This is a genomic window from Streptococcus australis, from assembly GCF_003943615.1.
In the GTDB taxonomy this organism is placed as follows: domain Bacteria; phylum Bacillota; class Bacilli; order Lactobacillales; family Streptococcaceae; genus Streptococcus; species Streptococcus australis_C.
In genome coordinates this window covers 306,304-330,177 of the sequence record NZ_RJPZ01000001.1, presented here as the reverse complement: position 1 = coordinate 330,177, position 23,874 = coordinate 306,304, and the positions used below count along the sequence as shown (strand labels likewise).

Genomic DNA, 23,874 nt, shown 5'->3' with positions numbered 1-23,874 from the left:
AAACTAAGGGAGTAAAATTTATTTAAGGAGAATTCATCATGAATTTAACATTTTTAGGTCTCTGTTTTGCCTGCTTCGGCGTGTCCATTGCTGAAGGATTGATTATGAGTAATCTTTTCAAAGCTGCTTCTCGTCAGCCAGAAATTATCGGTCAATTACGTAGCCTTTTAATCCTTGGGATTGCCTTTGTAGAAGGTACCTTCTTCGTAACCTTGGCTATGGCCTTCGTTATTAAATAGACTTCTCTATTTAGGAAAGGAGGTGTCAAACCTTGGAAGAAAGTGTGAATCCAACCCTAAATATTGGACCAGTATCCTTTGATTTGACCCTACTTGCCATGTCTCTTGTAACTGTTTTGATGGTCTTTGCCTTTGTCTATTGGGCAAGTCGCAAAATGACCCTCCGTCCTAAGGGCAAACAAAATGCTCTGGAGATGATTTACGACTTTGTCATTAGTTTTACCAAGGGGAACATTGGAGAGCATTATATGAAGGATTATTCTTTGTTCTTGTTTTCTCTCTTTCTCTTTATCTTGGTGGCCAATAATATTGGCTTAATGGCAAAAATCCAAACAACAAACGGTTATAACTTGTGGACTTCCCCAACGGCTAACCTCGGCTACGACTTATCTCTCTCCTTTATGATCACCTTGATCGCTCATGTGGAAGGAGTGCGTCGTCGAGGCTTTAAGGAATACTTGAAGGCCTTTGCGACTCCTGGTTTTATGACCCCGATGAACCTCCTAGAAGAGGTGACCAATTTTGCTTCCTTAGCAATTCGGATCTACGGGAATATTTTTGCCGGTGAAGTATTGGCAGGCTTGCTCTTAGCCTTGTCTCAACAAGCCTTTTATTGGTATCCAGCAGCCTTTATTGGAAGCATGTTATGGACAGCCTTTTCAATTTTCATTTCATGTATCCAAGCCTATGTATTTACCATGTTGTCATCCATGTACATAGGTAAAAAAATAAACGGTGAGGAAGAGTAAGTAGAGGAGTAGAAGATGGATTTAACAATTGGTACCATTATTGGTGACTTTATACTGATCGCTGGTTCCTTCCTCTTATTAATCTTTTTAGTAAAGAAATATGCTTGGGGTAATATTACTAGTATTTTGGATGCGCGTGCTGAAAAAATTACCAACGATATTGACGAAGCAGAGGCAGCCCGTAAAAAGGCTGAGGAACTAGCTGCAAAACGCGAAGCGGAGTTGGCAGGTAGTCGTCAAGAAGCAACAACAATTCTTGAAACGGCTAAGGAAACAGCCGAAAAAAATAAGGCTCATATTCTCAGTGAAGCTAACCAAGAAGCCCTTCGCTTGAAAGAAAAAGCGCAATTAGAAATTTCGCAAAATAAAGAAGAAGCGATGAACAGTATCAAGGGGGATGTCGCAGACCTAACTGTCAACTTGGCAGGTAAATTGCTAAGCCAACAGTTGGACACTGAAGGCCATCGCCAACTGATTGATCGCTACCTAAATGAATTAGGAGATGCCTAATGGACAAAAAGCAATTAATGGTAATTGAGAAATATTCCCAGCCTTTTGTTCAATTGGTATTTGAAAAGAATCAGCAAGATGACGTTTATGAAAAATTAAGTCAAATTAAGGCTGTTTTTGAAGAAACAGGCCTTGCTGCATTTTTAGCTCATATCGGTGTAGAGGATGAAGAGAAAGCGAAGAGTCTTCGACTCTTTCAAAACTCGGATTCAGCGTTACTAGACCATTTGATTGAAGTGGTTATTCTCAATCATCGTGAAGCCTTATTTTATGACATTGTCAGAGTTAGTATGGATCAAATTCAACAGCTGAGCAACTGTTTCGAAGTAACCGTTTCTTCGGTTGCCGGACTGGATCAGGCTCAAAAAGAAAAGTTGATCCCTATTATTGAAAAGAAATTTGGTATCCAAGTTCGTTCTCTGAAAGAAGAACTGGATCCGAATTTGATTGGTGGTTTTGTGGTTTCAGCAAATCACAAGACGCTTGATACCAGTCTCAAACGTCAATTGCAAGTCATAAAAGCAAATTTGAAATAGAAAGTGGTGTGAATTTTGGCGATTAACGCACAAGAAATCAGCGCTTTAATTAAGCAACAAATTGAAAATTTCCAGCCAAATTTTGACGTCACAGAGACCGGAGTCGTTACCTATATTGGTGACGGGATTGCGCGTGCTCATGGCCTTGAAAATGCAATGAGTGGGGAGTTGTTGATCTTTGAAAACGGCTCATACGGAATGGCGCAAAACTTGGAAACGACAGATGTCGGGATTATCATCCTTGGAGACTTCACAGACATTCGTGAAGGAGACTCGATTCGTCGGACTGGTAAAATCATGGAAGTCCCTGCTGGGGACGCCTTGATTGGTCGGGTTGTCAATCCTCTTGGTCAGCCAGTGGATGGCTTGGGAGAAATCGTAACTGATACCTTCCGTCCAGTTGAAACACCAGCTCCTGGTGTTATGCAACGGAAATCTGTATCAGAGCCTCTTCAAACAGGTTTGAAAGCCATTGATGCCCTCGTTCCGATTGGACGAGGCCAACGGGAATTGATCATCGGAGACCGTCAAACAGGAAAAACCTCAATTGCCATCGATACTATCTTGAACCAAAAGGATCAAGATATGATCTGTATCTATGTAGCAATTGGACAAAAAGAATCAACGGTTCGGACACAAGTAGAAACACTTCGTAAGTATGGAGCCATGGATTACACCATTGTGGTGACGGCATCAGCCTCACAACCATCTCCACTCTTGTTCCTTGCACCTTATGCAGGGGTTGCTATGGCCGAAGAGTTCATGTACAATGGCAAACACGTTTTAATCGTCTATGATGATTTGTCTAAACAAGCCGTTGCCTACCGTGAATTGTCTCTTCTTCTTCGTCGTCCGCCAGGACGGGAAGCCTTCCCAGGGGATGTTTTCTACCTTCACAGCCGTTTATTGGAACGTTCTGCGAAAGTATCGGATGAATTGGGTGGTGGATCCATTACTGCGCTTCCAATCATTGAGACACAAGCAGGGGATATTTCTGCTTATATCGCGACTAACGTAATTTCGATCACAGATGGCCAAATCTTCTTGCAAGATAGCCTCTTTAACTCAGGAATTCGTCCAGCCATTGACGCAGGATCATCTGTGTCACGGGTTGGTGGATCTGCCCAAATCAAGGCTATGAAGAAGGTTGCGGGGACTCTCCGTATTGACCTAGCTTCTTACCGTGAGTTGGAAGCCTTCACCAAGTTTGGTAGTGACTTGGATGCCGCTACTCAAGCTAAGTTGAACCGTGGTCGCCGGACAGTAGAAGTCTTGAAGCAACCAGTCCATGAACCATTAACTGTCGAAAAACAGGTAGTCATCTTGTATGCTTTGACACATGGATTCTTGGATAGTGTACCTGTTGATGATATCCTTCGCTTTGAAGAGGAATTGTTTGCCTTTGTAGAAGTGCATCATCCAGAAATCTTTGAAACCATTCGGACGACCAAAGATCTTCCAAGTGAAGAAACAATGGATGCAGTGATTACTGACTTTGTCAACCAATCAAGTTTCAAATAGAAATAGGAGTGGCAGATGGCAGTTTCTTTAAATGATATCAAAAATAAAATTGCATCGACAAAGAATACCAGTCAAATTACAAATGCTATGCAGATGGTATCTGCTGCCAAACTTGGGAAGTCTGAGCAAGCTGCCAAGGACTTCCAAATTTACGCATCTAAGGTTCGTAAGCTATTGACCGACCTCTTACATGGACATGAGGCTGAGAATGCTAAGTACCATCCATTTTTAAAGAGTCGTCCTGTCAAAAAGTCTGCTTATATTGTCATCACTTCTGACCGTGGACTAGTTGGGGGCTACAATGCCTCTATACTCAAGTCTGTCATGGAATTGAAGGAAGAATACCATCCAACGGGTGAGGATTTCGAAGTCATCTGTATTGGAAGTATTGGGGCAGATTTCTTTAGAGCAAGAGGCATCCAACCGGTTTATGAACTACGTGGCCTAGCTGATCAACCAAGCTTTGATGAAGTGCGGAAGATCATTAACAAGACAGTCCAAATGTATCAAAATGAATTGTTTGATGAATTGTATGTCTGTTATAACCACCACGTCAATAGTTTGACCAGTCAATTGCGGGTTGAGCAAATGCTTCCGATCATTGACTTGGACCCCAACGAAGCAGATGAAGATTATATTTTGAATCTGGAGTTGGAATCAGACCGAGATGCGATTTTGGATCAATTGCTTCCACAGTTTGCTGAAAGTATGATTTATGGAGCCATCATTGATGCCAAAACAGCTGAAAATGCTGCCGGTATGATGGCCATGCAAACAGCAACAGACAATGCCAAGAAGGTAATTGATGAATTGACCATTCAATACAACCGAGCTCGTCAGGCAACCATTACGCAAGAAATTACGGAAATTGTTGCAGGAGCGAGTGCGCTTGAGTAGTTGATTCGATGCACATTTTAACAATACAAAAATAAGCTTGCTTATATGTATGACCAAGCTTAGAAACTTAATAGAATAGGAGAATGACATGAGTTTAGGCAAAATTTCTCAGGTTGTAGGTCCTGTCGTTGACGTAGCTTTTGCTGCGGGCGATAAACTCCCTGAGATTAATAATGCGCTTGTAGTCTATAAAAATGACCAACAAAAATCAAAAGTCGTTCTTGAAGTAGCTCTTGAACTTGGGGATGGTGTCGTTCGCACCATTGCCATGGAATCAACAGATGGTTTGACTCGTGGGATGGAAGTATTGGACACTGGTCGTCCAATCTCTGTGCCTGTCGGAAAAGAAACTCTTGGACGTGTTTTCAACGTCTTGGGAGATACCATTGACTTGGAAGAAGCATTTCCAGAAGATGCTCCTCGTGAATCCATTCATAAAAAAGCTCCATCCTTTGATGAGCTTTCTACTTCAGAAGAAATTCTTGAAACAGGGATCAAGGTCATTGACCTCTTGGCCCCTTACTTGAAAGGTGGGAAGGTTGGCCTCTTCGGTGGTGCCGGAGTTGGGAAGACCGTCTTAATTCAAGAATTGATCCACAACATTGCCCAAGAGCACGGTGGGATCTCCGTCTTTACCGGGGTTGGTGAACGGACCCGTGAAGGGAATGACCTGTACTGGGAAATGAAGGAATCTGGCGTTATCGAAAAAACAGCCATGGTCTTTGGACAAATGAACGAACCACCAGGAGCACGGATGCGTGTAGCCTTGACTGGTTTGACCATTGCGGAATACTTCCGTGATGTGGAAGGTCAAGACGTTCTCTTGTTTATCGATAATATCTTCCGTTTCACCCAAGCCGGATCAGAAGTATCAGCCCTTTTGGGACGGATGCCTTCTGCCGTTGGTTACCAACCGACCTTGGCAACTGAAATGGGTCAATTGCAAGAACGGATTACCTCAACCAAGAAAGGTTCTGTTACATCAATCCAGGCCATCTACGTTCCAGCCGATGACTATACAGACCCTGCACCAGCAACAGCCTTCGCCCATTTGGACTCTACGACCAACTTGGAGCGTAAATTGGTTCAATTAGGGATTTACCCTGCCGTGGACCCATTGGCATCAAGCTCGCGTGCCCTTTCCCCAGATATCGTTGGAGAAGAGCACTATGCAGTGGCTTCTGAGGTCAAACGCGTCCTTCAACGTTACCATGAATTGCAAGATATCATTGCTATCTTGGGGATGGATGAATTGTCTGATGATGAAAAGACCTTGGTGGCTCGTGCCCGTCGTATCCAATTCTTCTTGTCTCAAAACTTTAACGTGGCGGAACAATTTACTGGTCAACCAGGTTCTTATGTACCAGTTGCAGAAACTGTTCGTGGCTTTAAGGAAATTTTGGATGGGAAATATGACCACTTGCCAGAGGATGCTTTCCGTGGTGTTGGATCGATCGAAGATGTGATCGCCAAAGCTGAAAAAATGGGATTCTAAGAAGAGGTGAAAGATGAATCAAATGAACGTCCAAATCGTTACACCGGATGGACTGGTTTATGATCATCATGCCGCATTTGTATCTGTCAAGACAATTGATGGTGAATTAGGGATTTTACCTCATCATATCAATACCATTGCGGTTTTGGCTGTAGACCAAGTCAAGGTTCGTCGTGTCGACGATGACAAACATATTGATTGGATTGCAGTCAATGGTGGGATTATCGAAGTAGCGGATAATGTCATTACCATTGTAGCGGATTCAGCTGAACGCGCCCGAGACATTGATATTAGCCGGGCTGAGCGTGCAAAATTGCGTGCGGAAAAGGCCCTTGAAGAAGCCAAAGATCAACATTCTGTTGATATGGAGCGTCGTGCAAAAATTGCCCTTCAACGCGCTATTAACCGGATTAATGTCGGAAATCGATTATAAAAAGTTAAAGAGGCTGGGACAAAAGTCCTAGCCTCTCAATTGTCTTTGGATTGTCGCGCAAGACACAGTGGTTGAGTGGGCTCTACTACGCTGATTTCATCAGCTTTTACAGCCATACTCAACTGTACGGAGGTGGGACGACGAAATCGAATTCTAACGAATGACCGATTTCTGTCCCACTCTCTTTTTTTTTGAATCTAAAGAATATGAAGGGAAACTTTTTCTTATGGTATAATAGGGGTATGATTCAATTGATTTTTACTTTTTGCAGTCACCTATTATTTATTTCTTTTGCCTATCACCTTCTTTCAACGGTGGTTCAGTGGGAGCGTTTTTTAAAGGTAAGTGCTGATACAGCCGTGAAAATTCGTCTTCTAATTCTATTGATCAGCATTAGTTTAGGGTATTTGACCAGTAGCTTCTTTATCAGTATTTATGAATTTAGTCGGCAGTTGTTTAACGGGAACTTTTAGCTTCTTTTTTGATGAATTTATGGTATGATAGTAATCGTGACTGAATGAAATGGAGTAATAACGAGTATGGATAAAATTATTGTAAACGGTGGTCAAAATCGCCTAGTTGGAACTGTGAAGATTGAAGGAGCAAAGAATGCCGTCCTTCCCCTTTTAGCAGCAACTGTTTTGGCCAGTGAAGGAACATCGACTTTGACCAATGTTCCTGTTTTATCTGATGTCTTTACCATGAATAATGTCGTTCGTGGCTTGAACACTCAAGTGACATTTGATGAAGAGACTAATACAGTCGTCGTTGATGCAACTCAACCATTAACAGAAGAAGCGCCTTACAAATATGTCAGCAAGATGCGGGCTTCGATCGTTGTTTTAGGTCCTGTCTTGGCTCGGAATGGTCATGCTAAAGTTTCCATGCCGGGTGGATGTACCATTGGTAGTCGTCCAATTGATTTGCACTTGAAGGGATTGGAAGCCATGGGAGCGAAGATCACTCAAACTGCGGGCTATATTGAGGCAAAAGCAGATTGTCTTCATGGGGCCCATATTTATATGGATTTCCCATCTGTAGGTGCCACCCAAAATATCATGATGGCAGCAACTTTGGCAGATGGAACTACTGTTATTGAAAATGCAGCCCGCGAACCTGAGATTGTGGATTTGGCCTCTCTTTTGAATAAGATGGGTGCTAAGGTGCGTGGAGCTGGAACAGAAACCTTGACGATTGTTGGGGTGGATCGCCTGCATGGAGCAGTTCATAATGTTGTTCAAGACCGAATTGAGGCAGGTACCTTCATGGTTGGTGCAGCCATGACAGGTGGTGACGTTTTAATTGAGGATGCTATTTGGGAACACAACCGCCCTCTTCTTTCTAAGATGCAAGAAATGGGTGTTGAGGTAACGGAAGAAGAAAATGGTATTCGCATTCGCTCAGATGTCTCGAAGTTGAAGCCAGTGACTGTAAAAACCTTGCCTTATCCAGGCTTTCCTACAGATATGCAAGCCCAATTTACTGCTTTGATGGCCATGGCCTCTGGTGAATCGACTATGATTGAAACAGTCTTTGAAAATCGTTTCCAACACTTGGAAGAGATGCGTCGGATGGGCTTACACTCAGACATTATGAGAGATACAGCCCGCATCCAAGGTGGAGCTAGCTTACAAGGGGCTGAAGTGATGTCGACTGACTTGCGTGCTAGTGCGACCTTGATTTTAATGGGACTTGTAGCTGAAGGAGAAACCAAAGTTAGCAAATTAACACACCTTGACCGTGGATATTTTAAATTCCATGAGAAATTGGTGGCTCTTGGAGCAGATGTACGTCGTGTGAAGGAAGATGATGATGAAAACTAAATTAAAAGCAATTGGAAAACAGTTGGGAATCGTCCTATTGGTTCTTACTATTTTAGCGATTGTCTTCGCTCTTGGCTTGGTCATTGGATATGGTGTCATTGGTAATGGGAAGGATCCTTGGTCTATTCTCTCGCCAGATACATGGAAGGAAATCTTTCAGAAATTTACAGGTAAGTAACTATTTATCAAAAGAGGAGCTTGAGATCTTGATCCCAGGCTCTTTCCCATTCAGTAGAAATAGAGGAACCCATTGTGGCAAATAATCAACAAAAACCACTTAAAATGAAAAAATCGGGACAAACCTTACTAGGCTTGGTGGTGGCTGCAGCTCTCTCGATCGGCGGGTATTATTTTNGTCAACCCCAGCCAGTCGCTAGTCACTCTCAAGTTCAAACAGTTGTCACTTCGAGTCAACAAGCAACACCGAGTAAGGAACTAGCGGAGAGTGTTCTGACGGATGGTGTTCGTACGAAACTAGGAAAGAACATTCAATGGAACGAAGCAGGAGCCTTCATCATTAACCAGAATAAAACCAATCTGGATGCGGATGTTGCCAGTCTACCTTATGCAGATACCAAGACAAAGACTGTAAAAGGACGAGAAATTCCAACAGTTGCCAATGCTTTGATGACCAAGGCGACTCGTCAATACCAAAAAAGAGAACAAACGGATATAGATTGGACGCCAGCTGGCTGGCACCAAGTAACCAATTTGGCTGGGGAATATGATCATGCGGTTGATCGGGGCCACCTTCTTGGCTATGCCTTAATTGGCAAGCTAGATGGTTTTGATGCCTCGACAAGCAATCCAAAAAATATAGCGGTTCAAACAGCTTGGGCGAATCAAGCGCGTGATAGTTTTTCGACAGGACAAAATTACTATGAAACCCTTGTTCGGAAGGCCTTAGACAATAATAAGCGGGTTCGTTATCGAGTGACTCTCCACTATGCATCGGATGATGATTTGGTACCAGTCGGCAGTCAAATTGAAGCAAAATCTAGTGATGGTAGTCTAGAGTTTAACGTTTTTGTTCCAAATGTTCAGAGTGGGATTAGTTTGGATTATCGTACTGGAAAAGTAACAGTGCATCGCTAAGCTAAACGGAAAAGAAGAAGCATGAATAGAAGGGTTCGGTTGACTTTGCAGTCAACTGGATCTTTTTCTTTTCCTGACTTCAATCTTTAGTTTATTTTAAGAAAACTAAGGTATACTATTCCCTTCTAGACCCAAATAGAGGTCTTCCTAAGGAAAGGAGGCGCTTGTGAGAACTATTATAGCCATGATTCGTTTTCTAATACGGGCCATTTGGAGTCTTGTTTGGGGCTTGTTTTGGACCCTAGCCCTCAGCTTTGCCCTAGTGGTTGGTGTTCTATTCTTTAGTGGCAAAACCGGTAGAGGGATAGATGGCGTCAGTCGTGCAGCCCAAACAGTAGTCACGCAGGTAGATGCTTACTTTCATCGAACTGGTCCTATGCTAGGTCAGGGGAGCCCATCTGTTCAAGAAGGTCTAGCAACAGATGGTCATACCTCTACAGGAGCAAGGTGGGATCAGGCAACTGCAAAAGTTTATCTCGATCCTGCAATGGATGAGACCTTTACCCTTGCTTATGAGGAAGCTCTTGAGTCTTGGAATCAGACAGGGGCCTTCACTTTCCAACTTGTCACCAGTGAAGAAGAGGCGGATATCCTCCTAACAGAGATGGATGATAGCACGGTTTCTGCAGCAGGTGAAGCAGAATCCCAGACCAATGTTTTAACCCATCGATTTAAACGAGTGACTGTTCGTTTGAATCGCTATTACCTATTAAATAAGCAGTACAACTATTCCCATCAACGGATTGTGAATACAGCTGAGCATGAACTGGGCCATGCCATTGGTTTGGACCACAATGAAGAAGAGTCCGTCATGCAGTCAGCTGGTTCCTTTTATAGCATCCAAGCGAGGGACATTGAGGCTGTTCGTCAACTATACAAGGAGTAAGGATGATCAAACGAATACTGTATCTTATTCGAACCTTTCCAGAACAAGTGGCGCTCTTCGTGTTTAACTCTGGAATCTTTCTATGGATATCCCAAAAAGGGCAAGCAATTTCCCATGAATTAGGCATTCAACAGGCTTGGGAGAACTATGCTCCTGAGGGAGTCCGTCAATTTTTTGGGGACAATAAGGAAGCTGTCCAAGCTTTCTTCTCTAATTCGGCCATTACTTGGCTGATTGGCTCTATGATGATTCTGCTTGTGATTCGCTTTGTGAAGGGAGTCATCAAATGGGGCTTGATATTGCTGGTGATTGGCATCGGACTTTTCCTAGCTTATCAGTACAGTCAAATGGCTTCCAATATCCCAGCGATTTAAAAAGTGAGGTAAGGTCAAGCGCGTCTAGCGTTTGGCCTTTTCTTCAATTGTCAATTTGTCAAAAGTAAGGTACAATGAAACTATGATTATTTTACAAGCCAACAAAATTGAACGCTCTTTTGCAGGGGAGGTTCTTTTTGATAACATCAGCCTGCAAGTGGATGAACGGGACAGGATTGCCCTGGTCGGAAAGAACGGAGCCGGCAAGTCTACGCTCTTGAAGATCTTGGTGGGAGAAGAAGAGCCGACTTCTGGGGAAATCAATAAAAAGCGTGACCTTTCCCTCTCTTATCTGGCCCAGGATAGTCGCTTTGAGTCGACCAATACCATCTACGATGAAATGCTCCATGTTTTTGATGATCTCCGTAAGACAGAGAAAACGTTACGGCAGATGGAGCTTGAAATGGGGGAAAAAACTGGAGCCTATTTGGAGAAACTCATGCAGGATTATGACCGGCTTTCGGAAGAATTCCGTCAGGCTGGTGGCTTTACCTATGAGGCAGATATCCGTGCCATTTTAAACGGCTTCAAGTTCGATGAATCTATGTGGCAGATGAAGATTGAAGAGTTGTCTGGAGGGCAAAATACCCGTTTAGCTCTGGCCAAGATGCTCTTGGAAAAGCCAAATCTTTTGGTACTGGATGAGCCGACCAACCACTTGGATATTGAGACCATCGCCTGGTTGGAAAATTACTTGGTCAATTATAGTGGGGCCCTTCTCATTGTCAGTCACGACCGCTATTTCCTAGATAAGGTAGCAACCATTACTCTGGACTTGACCAAGCATTCTTTGGACCGCTATGTCGGTAATTACTCCAGCTTTGTCGAGCAAAAAGAGCAAAAACTCCTGACCGAAGCCAAGAACTACGAGAAGCAACAAAAAGAAATCGCTGCTCTCGAAGACTTTGTTAATCGCAATTTAGTGCGGGCTTCGACCACCAAGCGGGCCCAGTCTCGTCGTAAGCAGTTGGAAAAAATGGAGCGCCTAGACAAGCCCGAAGCTGGGACCAAGTCTGCCCATATGACCTTCCATTCTGATAAGACCTCTGGCAATGTCGTTTTGACAGTAGAAGAGGCAGCTGTCGGCTATGACGATCAAGTCCTATCAGAGCCCATCAATCTGGATATCCGCAAGATGAATGCGGTCGCTATTGTAGGACCAAATGGGATCGGGAAATCGACTCTTATCAAGTCCATCGTTGGACAGATTCCTTTTATCAAAGGAGAAGCCCGTTTTGGGGCCAATGTCGAGGTAGGCTACTATGACCAGACCCAAAGTAAGCTAACCCCTCACAACAGTGTTTTGGATGAACTCTGGAATGACTTTAAGCTAACACCAGAAGTGGAAATTCGCCATCGCCTGGGAGCCTTCCTTTTCTCAGGCGATGATGTCAAGAAAACCGTCGGCATGCTGTCGGGTGGAGAGCGGGCGCGTCTGCTCTTGGCTAAACTATCCATGGAGAATAACAATTTCTTGATTCTCGATGAGCCGACCAACCACTTGGATATCGATAGCAAGGAAGTACTGGAAAATGCCTTGATTGATTTTGACGGGAGTCTTATCTTTGTCAGCCACGACCGCTACTTTATCAATCGGGTAGCCACCCAAGTCTTAGAACTCTCAGAAGAGGGCTCGACTCTTTACCTAGGAGACTATGATTATTATCTGGAGAAAAAAGCAGAGTTAGAGGCCCTTGCTGCAGCGCAAGCAGAAGCTGAGCCGGCTTCTTCAACGGAAGAAGTCACCAGCAATGATTATCACTTGCAAAAGCAAAACCAAAAAGAGCTCCGTAAAATCACCCGTCGCATTGAGCAATTGGAAGCGGAGATGGAAGAGCTGGATCAAAACATCCAAGCCATCACCGAAACCATGCATAACACCAATAATGCAGACGATTTAGTTCAACTGCAAAGCGAGCTGGACCAACTAACTGTCCAGCAGGAAGCGGTCATGGAAGAGTGGGCAGAACTGGCGGAGCAGGTGGAATAAATGGAAGATCTAGCGGAGAAAGTGTAGTTTTCTAATTTGCCTAAGGAGAACATTGTGATGACTGAAAATGATTGGTTTATGAAGCAGATTAAAGGTGTAGCCGATATAATTGGTACAACTTTGCGCCTGCAGATTCAGAATTTAGATTTGGGGCAGTATGAGGATGAGGAAGGAAAACTCATCAACGGGAATCACTATCTTCAGCAAGTTCTAGAAGAGCAGCGATTTGCAGAGGCCATTTCTTTAGTTGAAGAGCAGATGAAACGCCTACTTCTTCATCAGTATGATCTATTGGTTGATTGGCTGATTTCCTACTTAAGACAATTAGATGTTTCCGTGAAAGAAGATCAAGGATTCTACGAAGGGTACTTGCAAGAGTTAGAAAGGCACTTAAAGGAATTTAAGTGGTAATCAGATGGAAGATTTAGGCAAAGTTTTTCGCGAATTTCGAATCAGTAAAAAATATTCATTGAAAGAAGCTGCAGGAGAAGCTTGCTCGACTTCCCAATTATCCCGTTTTGAATTGGGGGAGTCGGATCTGGCTGCTTCGCGCTTCTTTGACATTTTGGACAATATCCATGTGACGATTGAGAATTTTATGGATAAGGCCAGAAATTTTCAACACCATGAGCATGTTGCTTTGATGGCTCAGATTATTCCATTTTACTATTCAAATGATATTGATGGTTTTCAAAGGCTTCAAGGAGAACAACTTGAAAAGGCTAAACGTTCGACCAATCCCCTTTATTTTGAATTGAACTGGATTTTGTTACAAGGGCTGATTTGCCAGAGAGATGCCAGTTACACGATGAAGCAGAGTGATCTGGACAAGGTGGCGGACTATCTCTTTCAGACAGAAGAATGGACCATGTATGAGTTGATCCTCTTTGGCAATCTTTATAGCTTTTATGATGTGGATTATGTCACTCGGCTTGGTAGAGAAGTGATGGAGCGTGAAGATTTCTACAAGGAAATTGGTCGCCATCGAAAACTGGTCTTGATTCTAGCTCTGAATTGTTACCAGCATTGTTTAGAACACCGTTCTTTTGAAAATGCTAGTTATTTTGAAGCCTATGTTGAAAAGATTATCGGCAAGGGAATTAAACTCTACGAACGCAATGTCTTTCATTACCTCAAGGGATTTGCCCTCTATCAGAAGGGACAAAAGAAAGAAGGCTGTCAGCAAATGCAGGAAGCCATGAATATTTTTGATGTGTTGGGACTACCAGAGCAGGTAGCTTACTATCAAGAACACTTTGATAAATTTGTAATAGATGAATGTTCCTAAATAAGCAAGAGATAAAGGAGATTTTATGAATCGACATGCGGTCCAATTAATTAGTCGTGGAGCGATTAACAAAATTGGAAATATGCTTTATGATTATGGGAATAGTGTCTGGCTGGCCTCAATGGGGACTATAGGAAAGACGGTATTAGGAATCTATCAGATTTCTGAGTTAGTGACAGGGATTCTCGTGAATCCTTTTGGAGGAGTGATTTCAGACCGTTTTTCTCGTCGCAAGATTTTGATGACGACCGACTTGGTTTGTGGACTCCTTTGTTTGGCGATTTCTTTTATCAGAAATGATCGTTGGATGATTGCGGCACTGATTTTTGCCAATATTGTTCAGGTCATTGCCTTTGGTTTTTCTCGACCTGCCAATAAAGCCATTATTACAGAGGTGGTAGAGAAAGAAGAGATTGTAACCTACAATGCGCACTTGGAGTTGGTCTTACAGGTTGTTAGTGTCAGTTCACCTGTCTTTTCTTTCCTAGTTCTACAATTTGCCAGTCTCCATGCGACCCTCTTACTAGATGCGCTGACCTTTTTCATTGCCTTTGTCCTAGTGGCATTCCTTCCGAAAGAAGAAGATAAGGTTCAAGAAAAGAAACAGTTTACGGTGAAAGATATTTTTTCTGATATCAAGGAGGGGTTAGACTATATCTGGCATCAGAAAGACATCTTCTTTCTCCTCTTGGTGGCTTCCGGCGTTAATTTCTTTTTTGCAGCTTTTGAGTTTTTACTTCCCTTTTCGAATCGACTTTACGGAGTCAAGGGGGCTTATGCGACTATTTTAACACTGGGTGCAATTGGGTCTATTCTAGGAGCACTTGTTGCCAATAAAATTGCATCAAGTATGAAAATTCTCCTGTTTTTACTGATTATGGCGGGGGTCGGAGTGTTCATGATGGGCTTGCCTCTTCCGACTTATTTTTCCTTTTCGGGAAATCTGGTCTGTGAATTTTTTGTGACCATTTTCGACATCCACGTTTTTAGTCAAGTGCAAACCAAGGTGGAAGATGATTATCTGGGGAGAGTCTTGAGCACGATTTATACTTTGGCTGTTCTTTTTATGCCCATAGCCAAAGGTTTGATGACTTGGTTACCAAGTGTCCAAGTAGAATCCTTTCTCCTGATTGGAGCTGGAGTTATTCTCTTTTCACTCTTTGCTCAGCTAGTAGCTAAGCAGTTTCAATCAAAAGAACAGTAGGTATCCTTTTATAAAATTGCAATCTATTATTTTTCCCAAATAAGGGACAAAATGAAAACCTCTTTCATGAACTGATACAATAGTTTCAGAAAATGAAGGAGGTTTTTTATGAAGCGACATGCAGTCCAATTAATTACTCGTGGTGCGATCAATAGAATGGGAAATATGCTCTATGATTATGGGAATAGTGTCTGGCTGGCCTCGATGGGGACGGTAGGAAAGACAGTATTGGGGATTTATCAGATTTCTGAACTTGTGACCTCCATTCTAGTTAATCCATTTGGAGGCGTGATCTCGGACCGTTTTTCCCGTCGCAAGATTTTGATGACGACCGACATGGTTTGTGGCCTTCTTTGTTTGGGCATTTCTTTTATCAGAAACGATCGTTGGATGATTGCAGCCCTGATTGTTGCAAATATTGTCCAGGCCATTGCCTTCGCTTTTTCTAGAACTGCCAATAAAGCCATTATCACAGAAGTTGTGGAAAAAGATGAGATTGTGACCTATAATGCCCACTTGGAGTTGGTCTTACAGGTTGTCGGTGTTAGTTCACCTGTCTTCTCTTTTCTTGTTTTACAATTTGCCAGTCTCCACGCGACCCTCTTACTGGATGCACTGACCTTTTTCATCGCCTTTATTCTGGTGGCATTCCTTCCGAAAGAAGAAGCCAAGGTTCAAAAAAAGAAACGGTTTATGGCAAAGGATATTTTTTCTGATATCAAGGATGGATTGCACTACATCTGGCAGCAGAAAGAAATTTTCTTTCTCTTATTGGTGGCTTCCAGCGTCAATTTCTTTTTTGCAGCTTTTGAGTTTTTGCTTCCCTTTTCCAATCGACTTTACGGAGTCAAGGGGGCTTATGCGACCATCTTAACTTTGGGGGCTATTGGCTCCATCATCGGAGCCTTGATCGCTAATAAATTTAAATCAAGCATGGAGATGCTTCTCTTCTTATTGATCTTAACAGGAGTAGGAGTATTCATGATGGGCTTGCCTCTTCCTCCTCTTATTTCCTTTTCTGGAAATTTAGTCTGTGAACTCTTTATGACGATTTTTAATATTCACTTTTTTACCCAAGTGCAAACCAAGGTGGAAGGAGACTATCTGGGCAGGGTCTTAAGCACTATTTTTACCTTGGCCATTCTCTTTATGCCCATCGCCAAAGGTTTGATGACCTGCTTGCCAAGTGTCCGAGTAGAATCCTTTCTCCTGATTGGCGCTGGCGTCATTCTCTTTTCCTTCCTAGCCCAACTCGTAGCAAAGCATCTACCATCAAAAAGTCATTAGATCAGTATGAAAAAAGCACCGACTGGTGCTTTTTTGATCTAGACAAACTGTTTTACAGAAAACAACCGAAGCGATGCTAAAAAATCAATCGGTGCTTTTGTTTTCGATTTGTTCGATTTTTTCTTCTTTTTCACCCGACATCTTTTGTTCTAGTTGTTTTTTCGCAGATTTTAATTCATGTTTTAATGAGAAATTTTTTGGAAGGCTGACTAAGAAAGTCACCAGCGAACCGAGAAGGACACAGACCAGAATCAAAATGATGAGAGGGAGTTTAAATTGGACCAGCAAAAAGTTCACAGTCACCGTTTGCATATTGGCCAAGGAAATAATTGCAATGAGCAGTACAGAAATCAGTAGTGCAACATATTGTAGTTTTCGTTTATTCATTTTGTCTCCTTATTCTTCTAATTCAGCCTTGCTTTTCACATCAGCGTATTCTTCTGCTTTTTCAAGGCTTAAGATATCATTGTAAGTCGCTAGGTCGATGTCTTGCCCATATTTTTTCTTTAGAGCGGTTGTCACCAAGCGATAGGCTAAATTGGCGTTACGAGAGAGGATAGGGCCGTGGAAGTAGCTACCAAAGACGTTTTTGTAATGAACGCCTTCGCACCCATCTTTCTTGTTGTTCCCATTTCCATAGACGACCTTGCCCAGCGGTTTTTCATCCTCTGCCAAGAAGGTCCGACCCTGGTGATTTTCAAAGCCATAGTAGGTTTCATTGAACTCTTCGTTATGGATCTTGATATCGCCAATATAGCGGTTGTTTTCTTGGTTGAGAGTGTAATGCCCCATAATACCAAGACCTTCAATGCGTTTACCAGAAGCTTCAATGTAGTACTGGCCTAGAAGCTGAAAGCCACCACAGATAGCAAGGACTACACCATCGTCGTGAATAAAGCGTTCGAGATCTTCTTTTTTATCTGGCAGATCTTCTGATACAATGGTCTGTTCGTAGTCTTGGCCTCCACCAAAAAAGGCAATATCGTAGACTTCTGGATCAAAGCGGTCTTTGAGAGAAACGATATCCACAGTGACACGAGCACCAAGCTTCTCAGCAACGTACTTGAGCATGAGGATATTTCCATTGTCCCCATAGGTATTCATCAGATTCCCATAAAGATGGGCGATTCTCAATTCGAATTGGTAGGTTTCCTGATCAGGGGATTGTAGTGAAGTGTAGGTCATTAATTCATCTCCTTTCCAATCAGGTGTTCTTGAGCTAGAAGTTCACGGAATTCTAGCATGGCCGTATAGGTGGCTAAAATATAGGCGTGAGGGGTTTCCTGTTGCTGGATGCGTTGGAAGACCTCTTTTAATTCAGCTATTTCTGTAATCTTTTCAGCAGGATAGCCTGTAACCCGAAGTCGCCGAGCAATTTCAGAGTGGCGCACCCCTCCAGCATTGATCTCTGGAATGTCCATTTGAGTGATTTGTTCAAAGTCCGCATCCCAGATCCAGCTGGTGTCGATCCCGTCAGCATAGTTGGCATTGAGAAGCACGGACAAGCTGAATGGATAAGGTGCTAGCTTGATCATTTCAATAGCCTGCGTCGCACCGACTGGATTTTTGATCAGGACCAAGGTACATTCCTTGTCCCCAATCTTAAAGGTTTCTTGACGACCAAAGACAGCCTTACTCTTGTCGAAACCACGCTTAATGACGTCTGGACTTACTTCAAAATAATGGGCAACAGCAACTGCAGCAAGGGCATTATAAATATTATAGAGGCCCCCGATATTGATGTGGTAATTTGTGCCGTTAATCTTGAAGTGAGAAGAAGTATTGGTTAACTCGGTCAATTCATCGACAGCGACTGTCAAAGGAGGACGGTGGAAGCCACAGTTTTCACAGAGGTAATCCCCTAGATTCGCATAGGTATTCAACTGGTAGGTCAAAATGCCATGACATTCTGGACAGACAATTCCTTCCGTATTGTAATGGGCCAACTTGGGAGCAGTTTTTTCTGTATCAAAGCCAAAATATTGAACGGTATTTGGTAGGGGAAGGGTATGGAAAAGAGGACTATCCCCATTCATCAGAACAGTCGCCTGTGGCGCTTTTTTAATCCCGTCCAAAATCATCCGATAAGTTGTGTAAATTTCCCCATAGCGGTCCATTTGATCCCGGAAAATATTGGTTATTACAAACAAGGTCGGAGTGATGTAGTCACAAATTCGAGATAGGCTGGCTTCATCGATTTCAAGAACAGCGATAGGACGACCAGAAGAACCCTTTGCGTTCAAGAAAGTAGTCGTAATCCCTGAAATCATATTGGCTCCACTAGGATTGGTCACGATAGGTCCGAAAGCCTCCTGAAGAATTCCAACAGTGAGAGCTGTTGTCAGTGTTTTCCCATTCGTACCAGTGACAACCACAATTTCGTAGTTCTGGGCCAGGTGTTGTAAAATGTCTTTATCGATTTGAAGGGCGATTTTTCCAGGAAGGGTAGAGCCACGTCCAAGCATACGCAAGAGGTGACTACTCATTTTTCCGGCAATAAGCCCCATACTAGTCTTAATCTTCATAATTCATATTTTATCACAAAAACCAATAGAAGGTTACAGAAAAATCTGTTGAAACATGATATAATGATGTAGAGTAGTTTGAACGCGCTATCTTTTTTCTAGAATCCTTACTGTTGCTAGTAAGCATCCACAATTGTTAGTTGCGCGAAAAGCCTAGAAGAGAAGTGGTAGGTATGAGATTGTGAATATCCAACAATTGTCAAATCCCCAGTATTGGGCCAGTTTATTTCCCACTCCCTGGAGTGTGGTTGTCAACCTTATTGACATTGCCCTGGTAGCCTGGTTATTGTATTATTTTATAAAAGCCATTGTCGGCACTAAAATTATGATTTTAGTCCGTGGTGTTTTGACCTTTTTCTTATTTGAGTTAGTTGCCAATATGATTGGTCTGACGACTATTTCTTGGTTGATCAACCAAATCATCACCTACGGGGTCATTGCTGCGGTAGTGATTTTCTCTCCGGAAATTCGGACGGGATTAGAACGATTAGGTCGAGCAACTGAATTTTTCTCAACCAACCAGATTAGTACAGAAGAAAAATTGGTTCAATCCTATGTAAAAGCCGTTGCTTATATGAGCCCTAGGAAGATAGGTGCCTTGGTTGCTATTCAAGGGAGTAGAACTCTTCAAGAATATATTTCTACTGGTATTCCCCTCGATGCAGATGTTTCGGGTGAACTTCTGATTAATATTTTTATCCCCAATACCCCGCTTCACGATGGCGCAGTGATTGTCACTAATGATAAAATTGCAGTATCTTGTGCTTATCTTCCCTTAACAGAAAGCACGGGAATTTCAAAAGAGTTCGGTACGCGGCACCGGGCAGCAATCGGCTTGTCAGAGGTAAGTGATGCCTTCACCTTTGTTATTTCGGAAGAAACGGGTGGTATCTCTATTACGAGAAATGGAAGTTTTAGACACGACCTCAGTATCGAAGAATTCGAACAAGAATTGCGTACCTTCATTATTCCGGAAGATCAAGAGAAGAAAGATTTGAAATCAAGAATTTTTGGAGGACGCATCAAATGATTCCAAAAAGAAAAATAATCTATATTGTGACCTCTGTCTTTTTCTCAAGTCTCTTGTTCATCAATGCAACCTCTGTTAACTTTCAGAATAACAGTAGTGCGCGTCAAGTGAGTTCTGAAACTTACACGAATACCTTGACCAATATTCCAATTGACGTAAAGTACAATGAAAGTAAATATTTTGTCAGTGGGATTAGTTCAGAAGTGACCGTCTTTCTTAAAGGGTCTAACCGTGTTGCTTTAGCATCCGAAATGCAGGCTAGTACTCGTAAATTTAAAGTGGTAGCCGATTTAAGCGATCTGAAAGAAGGCACGCATGAAATCACTTTAAAGGTCGAAGACCTACCTTCAGGATTGACTGCAACTATCGAACCTCAGAAAGTAACTGCAAAAATTGGTAAGAAAATGACGAAAAAGTTTGATGTTTCCGTCACGATACCGGATAAACAAATTGCTCCAGGGTGGAACCTCTCGCATGTTACATTCTCTGAAGACGAAGTATCTGTAACAAGCGACCAAGATACTTTAGATAAAATTGATCATGTGGAAGCCATCTTTCCTGAAGGAGATCTTTTAAGCAATACCTACACGGCAACCGTATCAATGAAGGCGGTAGATAGTGAGGGAAATGATTTGCCAGTCATTATCTCTCCGTCAGAACTATACATGAAGGTTGAGTTGAAACAGACAAGTTCTAGCTCTTCTTCATCCAGTTCCTCATCAAATAATAGCAATTAATAAAGAATCATCGAAAGGATTATCATAATGGGTAAATATTTTGGAACGGACGGAGTCCGTGGAGAAGCAAACGTCGAATTGACACCAGAGTTGGCCTTTAAGCTCGGTCGATACGGAGGTTACGTTCTCAGCCAACATGAAAAAGAAACTCCGCTTGTTTTCGTAGGACGAGATACCCGTATTTCTGGTGAAATGTTAGAAAGTGCTCTCGTAGCAGGTCTCTTATCTGTAGGGATTAAAGTTTATAAACTCGGTGTTATTGCGACACCAGGTGTAGCTTATTTGGTTCGTTCTGAAGGTGCAAGTGCTGGGGTCATGATTTCAGCCAGTCATAATCCAGCCTTAGACAATGGGATTAAATTCTTTGGGAATGACGGCTATAAATTAGACGATGACCGTGAATTAGAGATTGAAGCCTTATTGGATGCAGAGTCTGATACTCTTCCTCGTCCTAGTGCAGAAGGTCTTGGAACGGTAATGGACTATCCTGAAGGACTTCGAAAGTATCAAGAATACTTGGTTTCAACTGGAACCCAGCTGGAAGGGATGCACGTGGCTCTGGATGCTGCGAATGGTTCAGCATCTACAAGTGCCCGCCAAGTCTTTGCTGACTTAGGAGCACGGTTAACAGTTATTGGAGAAAGCCCAAATGGTCTCAATATCAATGACCAAGTAGGATCTACCCATCCTGAGGCTTTGCAAAAAGCTGTTCGAGAATCTGGTGCGGCTATTGGTTTGGCTTTTGATGGTGATAGTGATCGTTTGATTGCAGTTGATGAAAATGGGGACCTAGTTGATGGTGATAAAATCATGTACATCATTGGGACTTACCTTTCTGAGAAGGGCCTCTTAAAAGATAATACCATCGTAACGACGGTCATGTCCAATCTTGGATTCCATAAAGCCTTGGATGCCAAAGGTATTAATAAGGTTGTGACTGCTGTAGGAGACCGCTATGTAGTTGAAGAGATGCGGAAGTCTGGATACAATCTTGGTGGAGAGCAATCTGGTCACGTGATCGTCATGGACTACAATACCACTGGAGATGGTCAGATGAGTGCTGTTCAATTGACTAAGATTATGCAAGAAACTGGTCGTACTTTATCAGACCTTGCATCAGAAGTGACCATTTATCCTCAAAAATTGGTCAATATCCGTGTTGAAAATAGCATGAAAGATAAGGCGATGGAAGTTCCGGCCATTCGCGCAATTATTGAAAAAATGGAAGCTGAGATGGCTGGGAATGGCCGTATCTTAGTGCGTCCAAGTGGTACTGAACCACTTCTTCGTGTCATGGCAGAAGCTCCGACTGATGAAGAAGTGGATTACTATGTGGATACTATTGCTGCTGTAGTCAAAGATGAAATTGGTCTTGAAGATTAAAACAATAGAAGTAAACTTTCTAAAATAGAGCTTAAAAAGTTGGCTGAAAATATTTACGTTTAGTGATGAGGCCCCTAGACCTTATGGCAACTGTCCTCTTTACAATTACTTTTGTTCAAGCCATTCAAGCAGGAAACACCCAGATGTTGGCTTTGCCTAAAGAATTAACCTTGATTATAGTTGTTTTTAAAAGGCTGGAATTTTCCAGTCTTTTTTATTTGACACATGAAAAAGCGTTTTTAACAAACCTGGATGTAGGATATTTAATCTATACAATAACTCCTTTTCTTCTAGAGGGTGGATGTTTGAAAAATGCCCTTTTTCGTGGTAAAATAGGGCTAATGAATTTATTGTAATTGAGGTAAAAAACGTGGCTTTTGGAGATAACGGAAAACGCAAAAAAACTTTTTTTGAAAAATTGACTATGCTAGTCATTGTGATTATGTTGATTGTAACAGTTGGAGCAATCTTTGCTGCAGCTTTGGGTGCACTATCCTATTAAGGGACTACCAAGCAATACTTGGTTATAAAAGGAAAACGATAAACTATGAGTATGTTTTTAGATACAGCCAAGATTAAGGTCAAGGCTGGAAATGGCGGTGATGGCATGGTGGCCTTTCGCCGTGAAAAGTATGTTCCCAATGGCGGTCCTTGGGGAGGTGATGGTGGACGCGGAGGCGATGTCATCTTCGTTGTAGACGAAGGCTTGCGCACGCTGATGGACTTCCGCTATAACCGGCATTTTAAAGCTCAAAATGGCGAGAAGGGGATGACCAAAGGGATGCACGGACGGGGAGCAGAAGACCTCTATGTGCGAGTACCGCAAGGGACAACTGTACGAGACGCTGAGACTGGTAAGGTCATTACCGACTTGGTTGAAAATGGACAGGAGTATATTGTAGCCCATGGCGGACGTGGAGGACGCGGAAACATCCGTTTTGCAACTCCTAAAAATCCAGCACCTGAGATTTCAGAAAATGGGGAACCAGGTCAGGAACGTGAACTCGAATTAGAACTCAAGGTCTTAGCAGACGTTGGTTTGGTTGGCTTCCCATCAGTAGGGAAATCAACACTTCTTAGTGTGATTACTTCAGCTAAGCCAAAAATTGGGGCTTATCATTTTACAACGATTGTTCCAAATTTGGGCATGGTTCGGACGCCGTCAGGTGAGTCCTTTGCAGTCGCAGACCTCCCTGGATTGATCGAAGGGGCTAGCCAAGGTGTCGGTCTGGGTACCCAATTCCTTCGCCACATCGAGCGCACCCGTGTTATCTTGCATGTCATCGATATGTCAGCGAGTGAAGGACGAGATCCTTATGAAGATTACGTTCAAATCAACAAGGAGCTTGAAACCTACAATCTTCGCTTGATGGAGCGACCACAGATTATTGTCGCTAATAAAATGGATATGCCAGAGAGCCAAGAAAACTTGAAAGAGTTCAAGAAAAAACTGGCTGCCAATTACGACGAGTTTGATGAATTGCCACAGATCTTCCCAATCTCTAGTTTGGCACATCAAGGCTTGGACAATTTGTTGGAAGCAACAGCAGACTTGTTAGATAAAACACCAGAATTCCTCTTGTATTCAGAAGAAGATATGGCGCAAGAAGAAGTCTACTATGGCTTTGACGAGGATCAACCAGCCTTCGAAATCAATCGAGATGATGATGCTTCTTGGATCTTGTCTGGTGATAAGTTAGAAAAACTCTTCAATATGACCAATTTTGATCGGGATGAGTCTGTCATGAAATTTGCGCGCCAATTGCGTGGAATGGGTGTCGATGAAGCCCTTCGAGCACGTGGTGCTAAAGACGGCGATATCGTTCGAATCGGTAAATTTGAATTTGAATTTGTTGACTAGTTAGAGCTAAA

At 42.7% G+C, this 23,874-nt stretch carries 28 protein-coding genes; 25 read left to right on the top strand and 3 right to left on the bottom strand.

All coding sequences use genetic code 11. The annotated features are described in order from the left end of the window. Positions 1 to 38 precede the first annotated feature (38 nt). The 19 genes from D8785_RS01710 (at position 39) to D8785_RS01615 (ending at position 16,327) form a co-directional block, all read left to right on the top strand. A complete protein-coding gene (locus D8785_RS01710; protein ID WP_006596628.1) occupies positions 39 to 239 on the top strand; it encodes a F0F1 ATP synthase subunit C in 201 nt (66 codons plus the stop codon). A gap of 32 nt (positions 240 to 271) precedes the next feature. Then, positions 272 to 988 carry a F0F1 ATP synthase subunit A gene (gene atpB, locus D8785_RS01705; protein ID WP_125374270.1) on the top strand — a complete coding sequence of 239 codons (717 nt, stop codon included), beginning with the start codon at positions 272 to 274 and terminating at the stop codon, positions 986 to 988. Positions 989 to 1,003: 15 nt separating this feature from the next. Then, positions 1,004 to 1,498, top strand: coding sequence for a F0F1 ATP synthase subunit B (gene atpF / locus D8785_RS01700; RefSeq protein ID WP_125374269.1), 495 nt, complete (start codon positions 1,004 to 1,006; stop codon positions 1,496 to 1,498). After that, a complete protein-coding gene (locus tag D8785_RS01695; RefSeq protein ID WP_125374268.1) occupies positions 1,498 to 2,034 on the top strand; it encodes a F0F1 ATP synthase subunit delta in 537 nt (178 codons plus the stop codon). Before atpF ends, D8785_RS01695 begins: the two co-directional genes overlap by 1 nt. A gap of 15 nt (positions 2,035 to 2,049) precedes the next feature. Continuing rightward, positions 2,050 to 3,555, top strand: a complete 1,506-nt coding sequence (gene atpA, locus D8785_RS01690; protein ID WP_023022746.1) for a F0F1 ATP synthase subunit alpha — start codon at positions 2,050 to 2,052, stop codon at positions 3,553 to 3,555. Positions 3,556 to 3,570: 15 nt separating this feature from the next. Beyond that, a complete protein-coding gene (locus tag D8785_RS01685) occupies positions 3,571 to 4,452 on the top strand; it encodes a F0F1 ATP synthase subunit gamma (RefSeq protein WP_006596944.1) in 882 nt (293 codons plus the stop codon). Between the two features lie 88 nt (positions 4,453 to 4,540). Beyond that, positions 4,541 to 5,947 carry a F0F1 ATP synthase subunit beta gene (atpD, locus tag D8785_RS01680; RefSeq protein WP_125374267.1) on the top strand — a complete coding sequence of 469 codons (1,407 nt, stop codon included), beginning with the start codon at positions 4,541 to 4,543 and terminating at the stop codon, positions 5,945 to 5,947. 13 nt (positions 5,948 to 5,960) lie between these two features. Further along, positions 5,961 to 6,380, top strand: coding sequence for a F0F1 ATP synthase subunit epsilon (locus tag D8785_RS01675; protein WP_125374266.1), 420 nt, complete (start codon positions 5,961 to 5,963; stop codon positions 6,378 to 6,380). Positions 6,381 to 6,622: 242 nt separating this feature from the next. Further along, a complete protein-coding gene (locus D8785_RS01665) occupies positions 6,623 to 6,853 on the top strand; it encodes a DUF1146 family protein (protein WP_125374265.1) in 231 nt (76 codons plus the stop codon). Positions 6,854 to 6,919: 66 nt separating this feature from the next. Further along, a complete protein-coding gene (gene murA, locus D8785_RS01660; RefSeq protein ID WP_125374264.1) occupies positions 6,920 to 8,203 on the top strand; it encodes a UDP-N-acetylglucosamine 1-carboxyvinyltransferase in 1,284 nt (427 codons plus the stop codon). Then, on the top strand, positions 8,193 to 8,381 hold the full coding sequence (locus D8785_RS01655; protein WP_125374263.1) for a DNA-directed RNA polymerase subunit beta: 189 nt from the start codon (positions 8,193 to 8,195) through the stop codon (positions 8,379 to 8,381). Before murA ends, D8785_RS01655 begins: the two co-directional genes overlap by 11 nt. A gap of 104 nt (positions 8,382 to 8,485) precedes the next feature. Beyond that, a complete protein-coding gene (locus D8785_RS01650; RefSeq protein WP_185759610.1) occupies positions 8,486 to 9,298 on the top strand; it encodes a DNA/RNA non-specific endonuclease in 813 nt (270 codons plus the stop codon). Between the two features lie 166 nt (positions 9,299 to 9,464). Next, positions 9,465 to 10,184 carry a matrixin family metalloprotease gene (locus tag D8785_RS01645; RefSeq protein WP_125374261.1) on the top strand — a complete coding sequence of 240 codons (720 nt, stop codon included), beginning with the start codon at positions 9,465 to 9,467 and terminating at the stop codon, positions 10,182 to 10,184. A gap of 2 nt (positions 10,185 to 10,186) precedes the next feature. Continuing rightward, positions 10,187 to 10,558, top strand: a complete 372-nt coding sequence (locus D8785_RS01640) for a hypothetical protein (protein ID WP_125374260.1) — start codon at positions 10,187 to 10,189, stop codon at positions 10,556 to 10,558. A gap of 82 nt (positions 10,559 to 10,640) precedes the next feature. Further along, complete coding sequence (locus tag D8785_RS01635) at positions 10,641 to 12,548, top strand: ABC-F family ATP-binding cassette domain-containing protein (protein WP_125374259.1); 1,908 nt, start codon at positions 10,641 to 10,643, stop codon at positions 12,546 to 12,548. 57 nt (positions 12,549 to 12,605) lie between these two features. Beyond that, on the top strand, positions 12,606 to 12,959 hold the full coding sequence (locus D8785_RS01630) for a hypothetical protein (RefSeq protein ID WP_125374258.1): 354 nt from the start codon (positions 12,606 to 12,608) through the stop codon (positions 12,957 to 12,959). Positions 12,960 to 12,963: 4 nt separating this feature from the next. Continuing rightward, positions 12,964 to 13,836: an XRE/MutR family transcriptional regulator gene (locus tag D8785_RS01625; RefSeq protein ID WP_125374257.1), complete on the top strand. Its 873-nt coding sequence runs from the start codon at positions 12,964 to 12,966 to the stop codon at positions 13,834 to 13,836. A gap of 25 nt (positions 13,837 to 13,861) precedes the next feature. Beyond that, the gene (locus D8785_RS01620) at positions 13,862 to 15,040 is read left to right on the top strand and encodes an MFS transporter (RefSeq protein ID WP_125374256.1); all 1,179 of its coding nucleotides are present in this window, start codon (positions 13,862 to 13,864) and stop codon (positions 15,038 to 15,040) included. A gap of 108 nt (positions 15,041 to 15,148) precedes the next feature. Then, positions 15,149 to 16,327, top strand: coding sequence for an MFS transporter (locus D8785_RS01615; RefSeq protein WP_125374255.1), 1,179 nt, complete (start codon positions 15,149 to 15,151; stop codon positions 16,325 to 16,327). Between the two features lie 84 nt (positions 16,328 to 16,411). Here D8785_RS01615 and D8785_RS01610 read toward each other — a convergent pair whose 3' ends face one another. The 3 genes from D8785_RS01610 to murT are packed head-to-tail and all read right to left on the bottom strand — an operon-like array spanning position 16,412 to position 18,852. Next, positions 16,412 to 16,714, bottom strand: a complete 303-nt coding sequence (locus D8785_RS01610; protein WP_117744063.1) for a LapA family protein — start codon at positions 16,712 to 16,714, stop codon at positions 16,412 to 16,414. Positions 16,715 to 16,723: 9 nt separating this feature from the next. Then, positions 16,724 to 17,512, bottom strand: a complete 789-nt coding sequence (gatD, locus tag D8785_RS01605) for a lipid II isoglutaminyl synthase subunit GatD (protein WP_117744064.1) — start codon at positions 17,510 to 17,512, stop codon at positions 16,724 to 16,726. After that, the gene (gene murT / locus D8785_RS01600) at positions 17,512 to 18,852 is read right to left on the bottom strand and encodes a lipid II isoglutaminyl synthase subunit MurT (protein WP_023026640.1); all 1,341 of its coding nucleotides are present in this window, start codon (positions 18,850 to 18,852) and stop codon (positions 17,512 to 17,514) included. The genes gatD and murT overlap by 1 nt, the downstream gene beginning before the upstream one ends. 181 nt (positions 18,853 to 19,033) lie before the next feature. On the opposite strand from murT, the gene cdaA reads away from it, so the two are divergent. The 6 genes from cdaA to obgE all read left to right on the top strand — a co-directional run bounded on the left by cdaA (position 19,034) and on the right by obgE (position 23,863). Then, positions 19,034 to 19,882, top strand: a complete 849-nt coding sequence (gene cdaA, locus D8785_RS01595) for a diadenylate cyclase CdaA (protein WP_125374254.1) — start codon at positions 19,034 to 19,036, stop codon at positions 19,880 to 19,882. After that, entirely contained in the window at positions 19,879 to 20,619 is a 741-nt protein-coding gene (locus tag D8785_RS01590) for a CdaR family protein (protein ID WP_125374253.1), read from the top strand. Before cdaA ends, D8785_RS01590 begins: the two co-directional genes overlap by 4 nt. Positions 20,620 to 20,646: 27 nt before the next feature. Beyond that, the gene (gene glmM, locus D8785_RS01585) at positions 20,647 to 22,002 is read left to right on the top strand and encodes a phosphoglucosamine mutase (protein WP_125374252.1); all 1,356 of its coding nucleotides are present in this window, start codon (positions 20,647 to 20,649) and stop codon (positions 22,000 to 22,002) included. An 83-nt stretch (positions 22,003 to 22,085) separates the two neighbouring features. Continuing rightward, entirely contained in the window at positions 22,086 to 22,358 is a 273-nt protein-coding gene (locus D8785_RS01580; protein WP_125374251.1) for a hypothetical protein, read from the top strand. A 14-nt stretch (positions 22,359 to 22,372) separates the two neighbouring features. Continuing rightward, on the top strand, positions 22,373 to 22,504 hold the full coding sequence (locus D8785_RS01575; protein WP_006596603.1) for a DUF4044 domain-containing protein: 132 nt from the start codon (positions 22,373 to 22,375) through the stop codon (positions 22,502 to 22,504). A gap of 45 nt (positions 22,505 to 22,549) precedes the next feature. After that, entirely contained in the window at positions 22,550 to 23,863 is a 1,314-nt protein-coding gene (obgE, locus tag D8785_RS01570; RefSeq protein ID WP_125374250.1) for a GTPase ObgE, read from the top strand. The last annotated feature ends 11 nt before the right edge of the window (positions 23,864 to 23,874 follow it).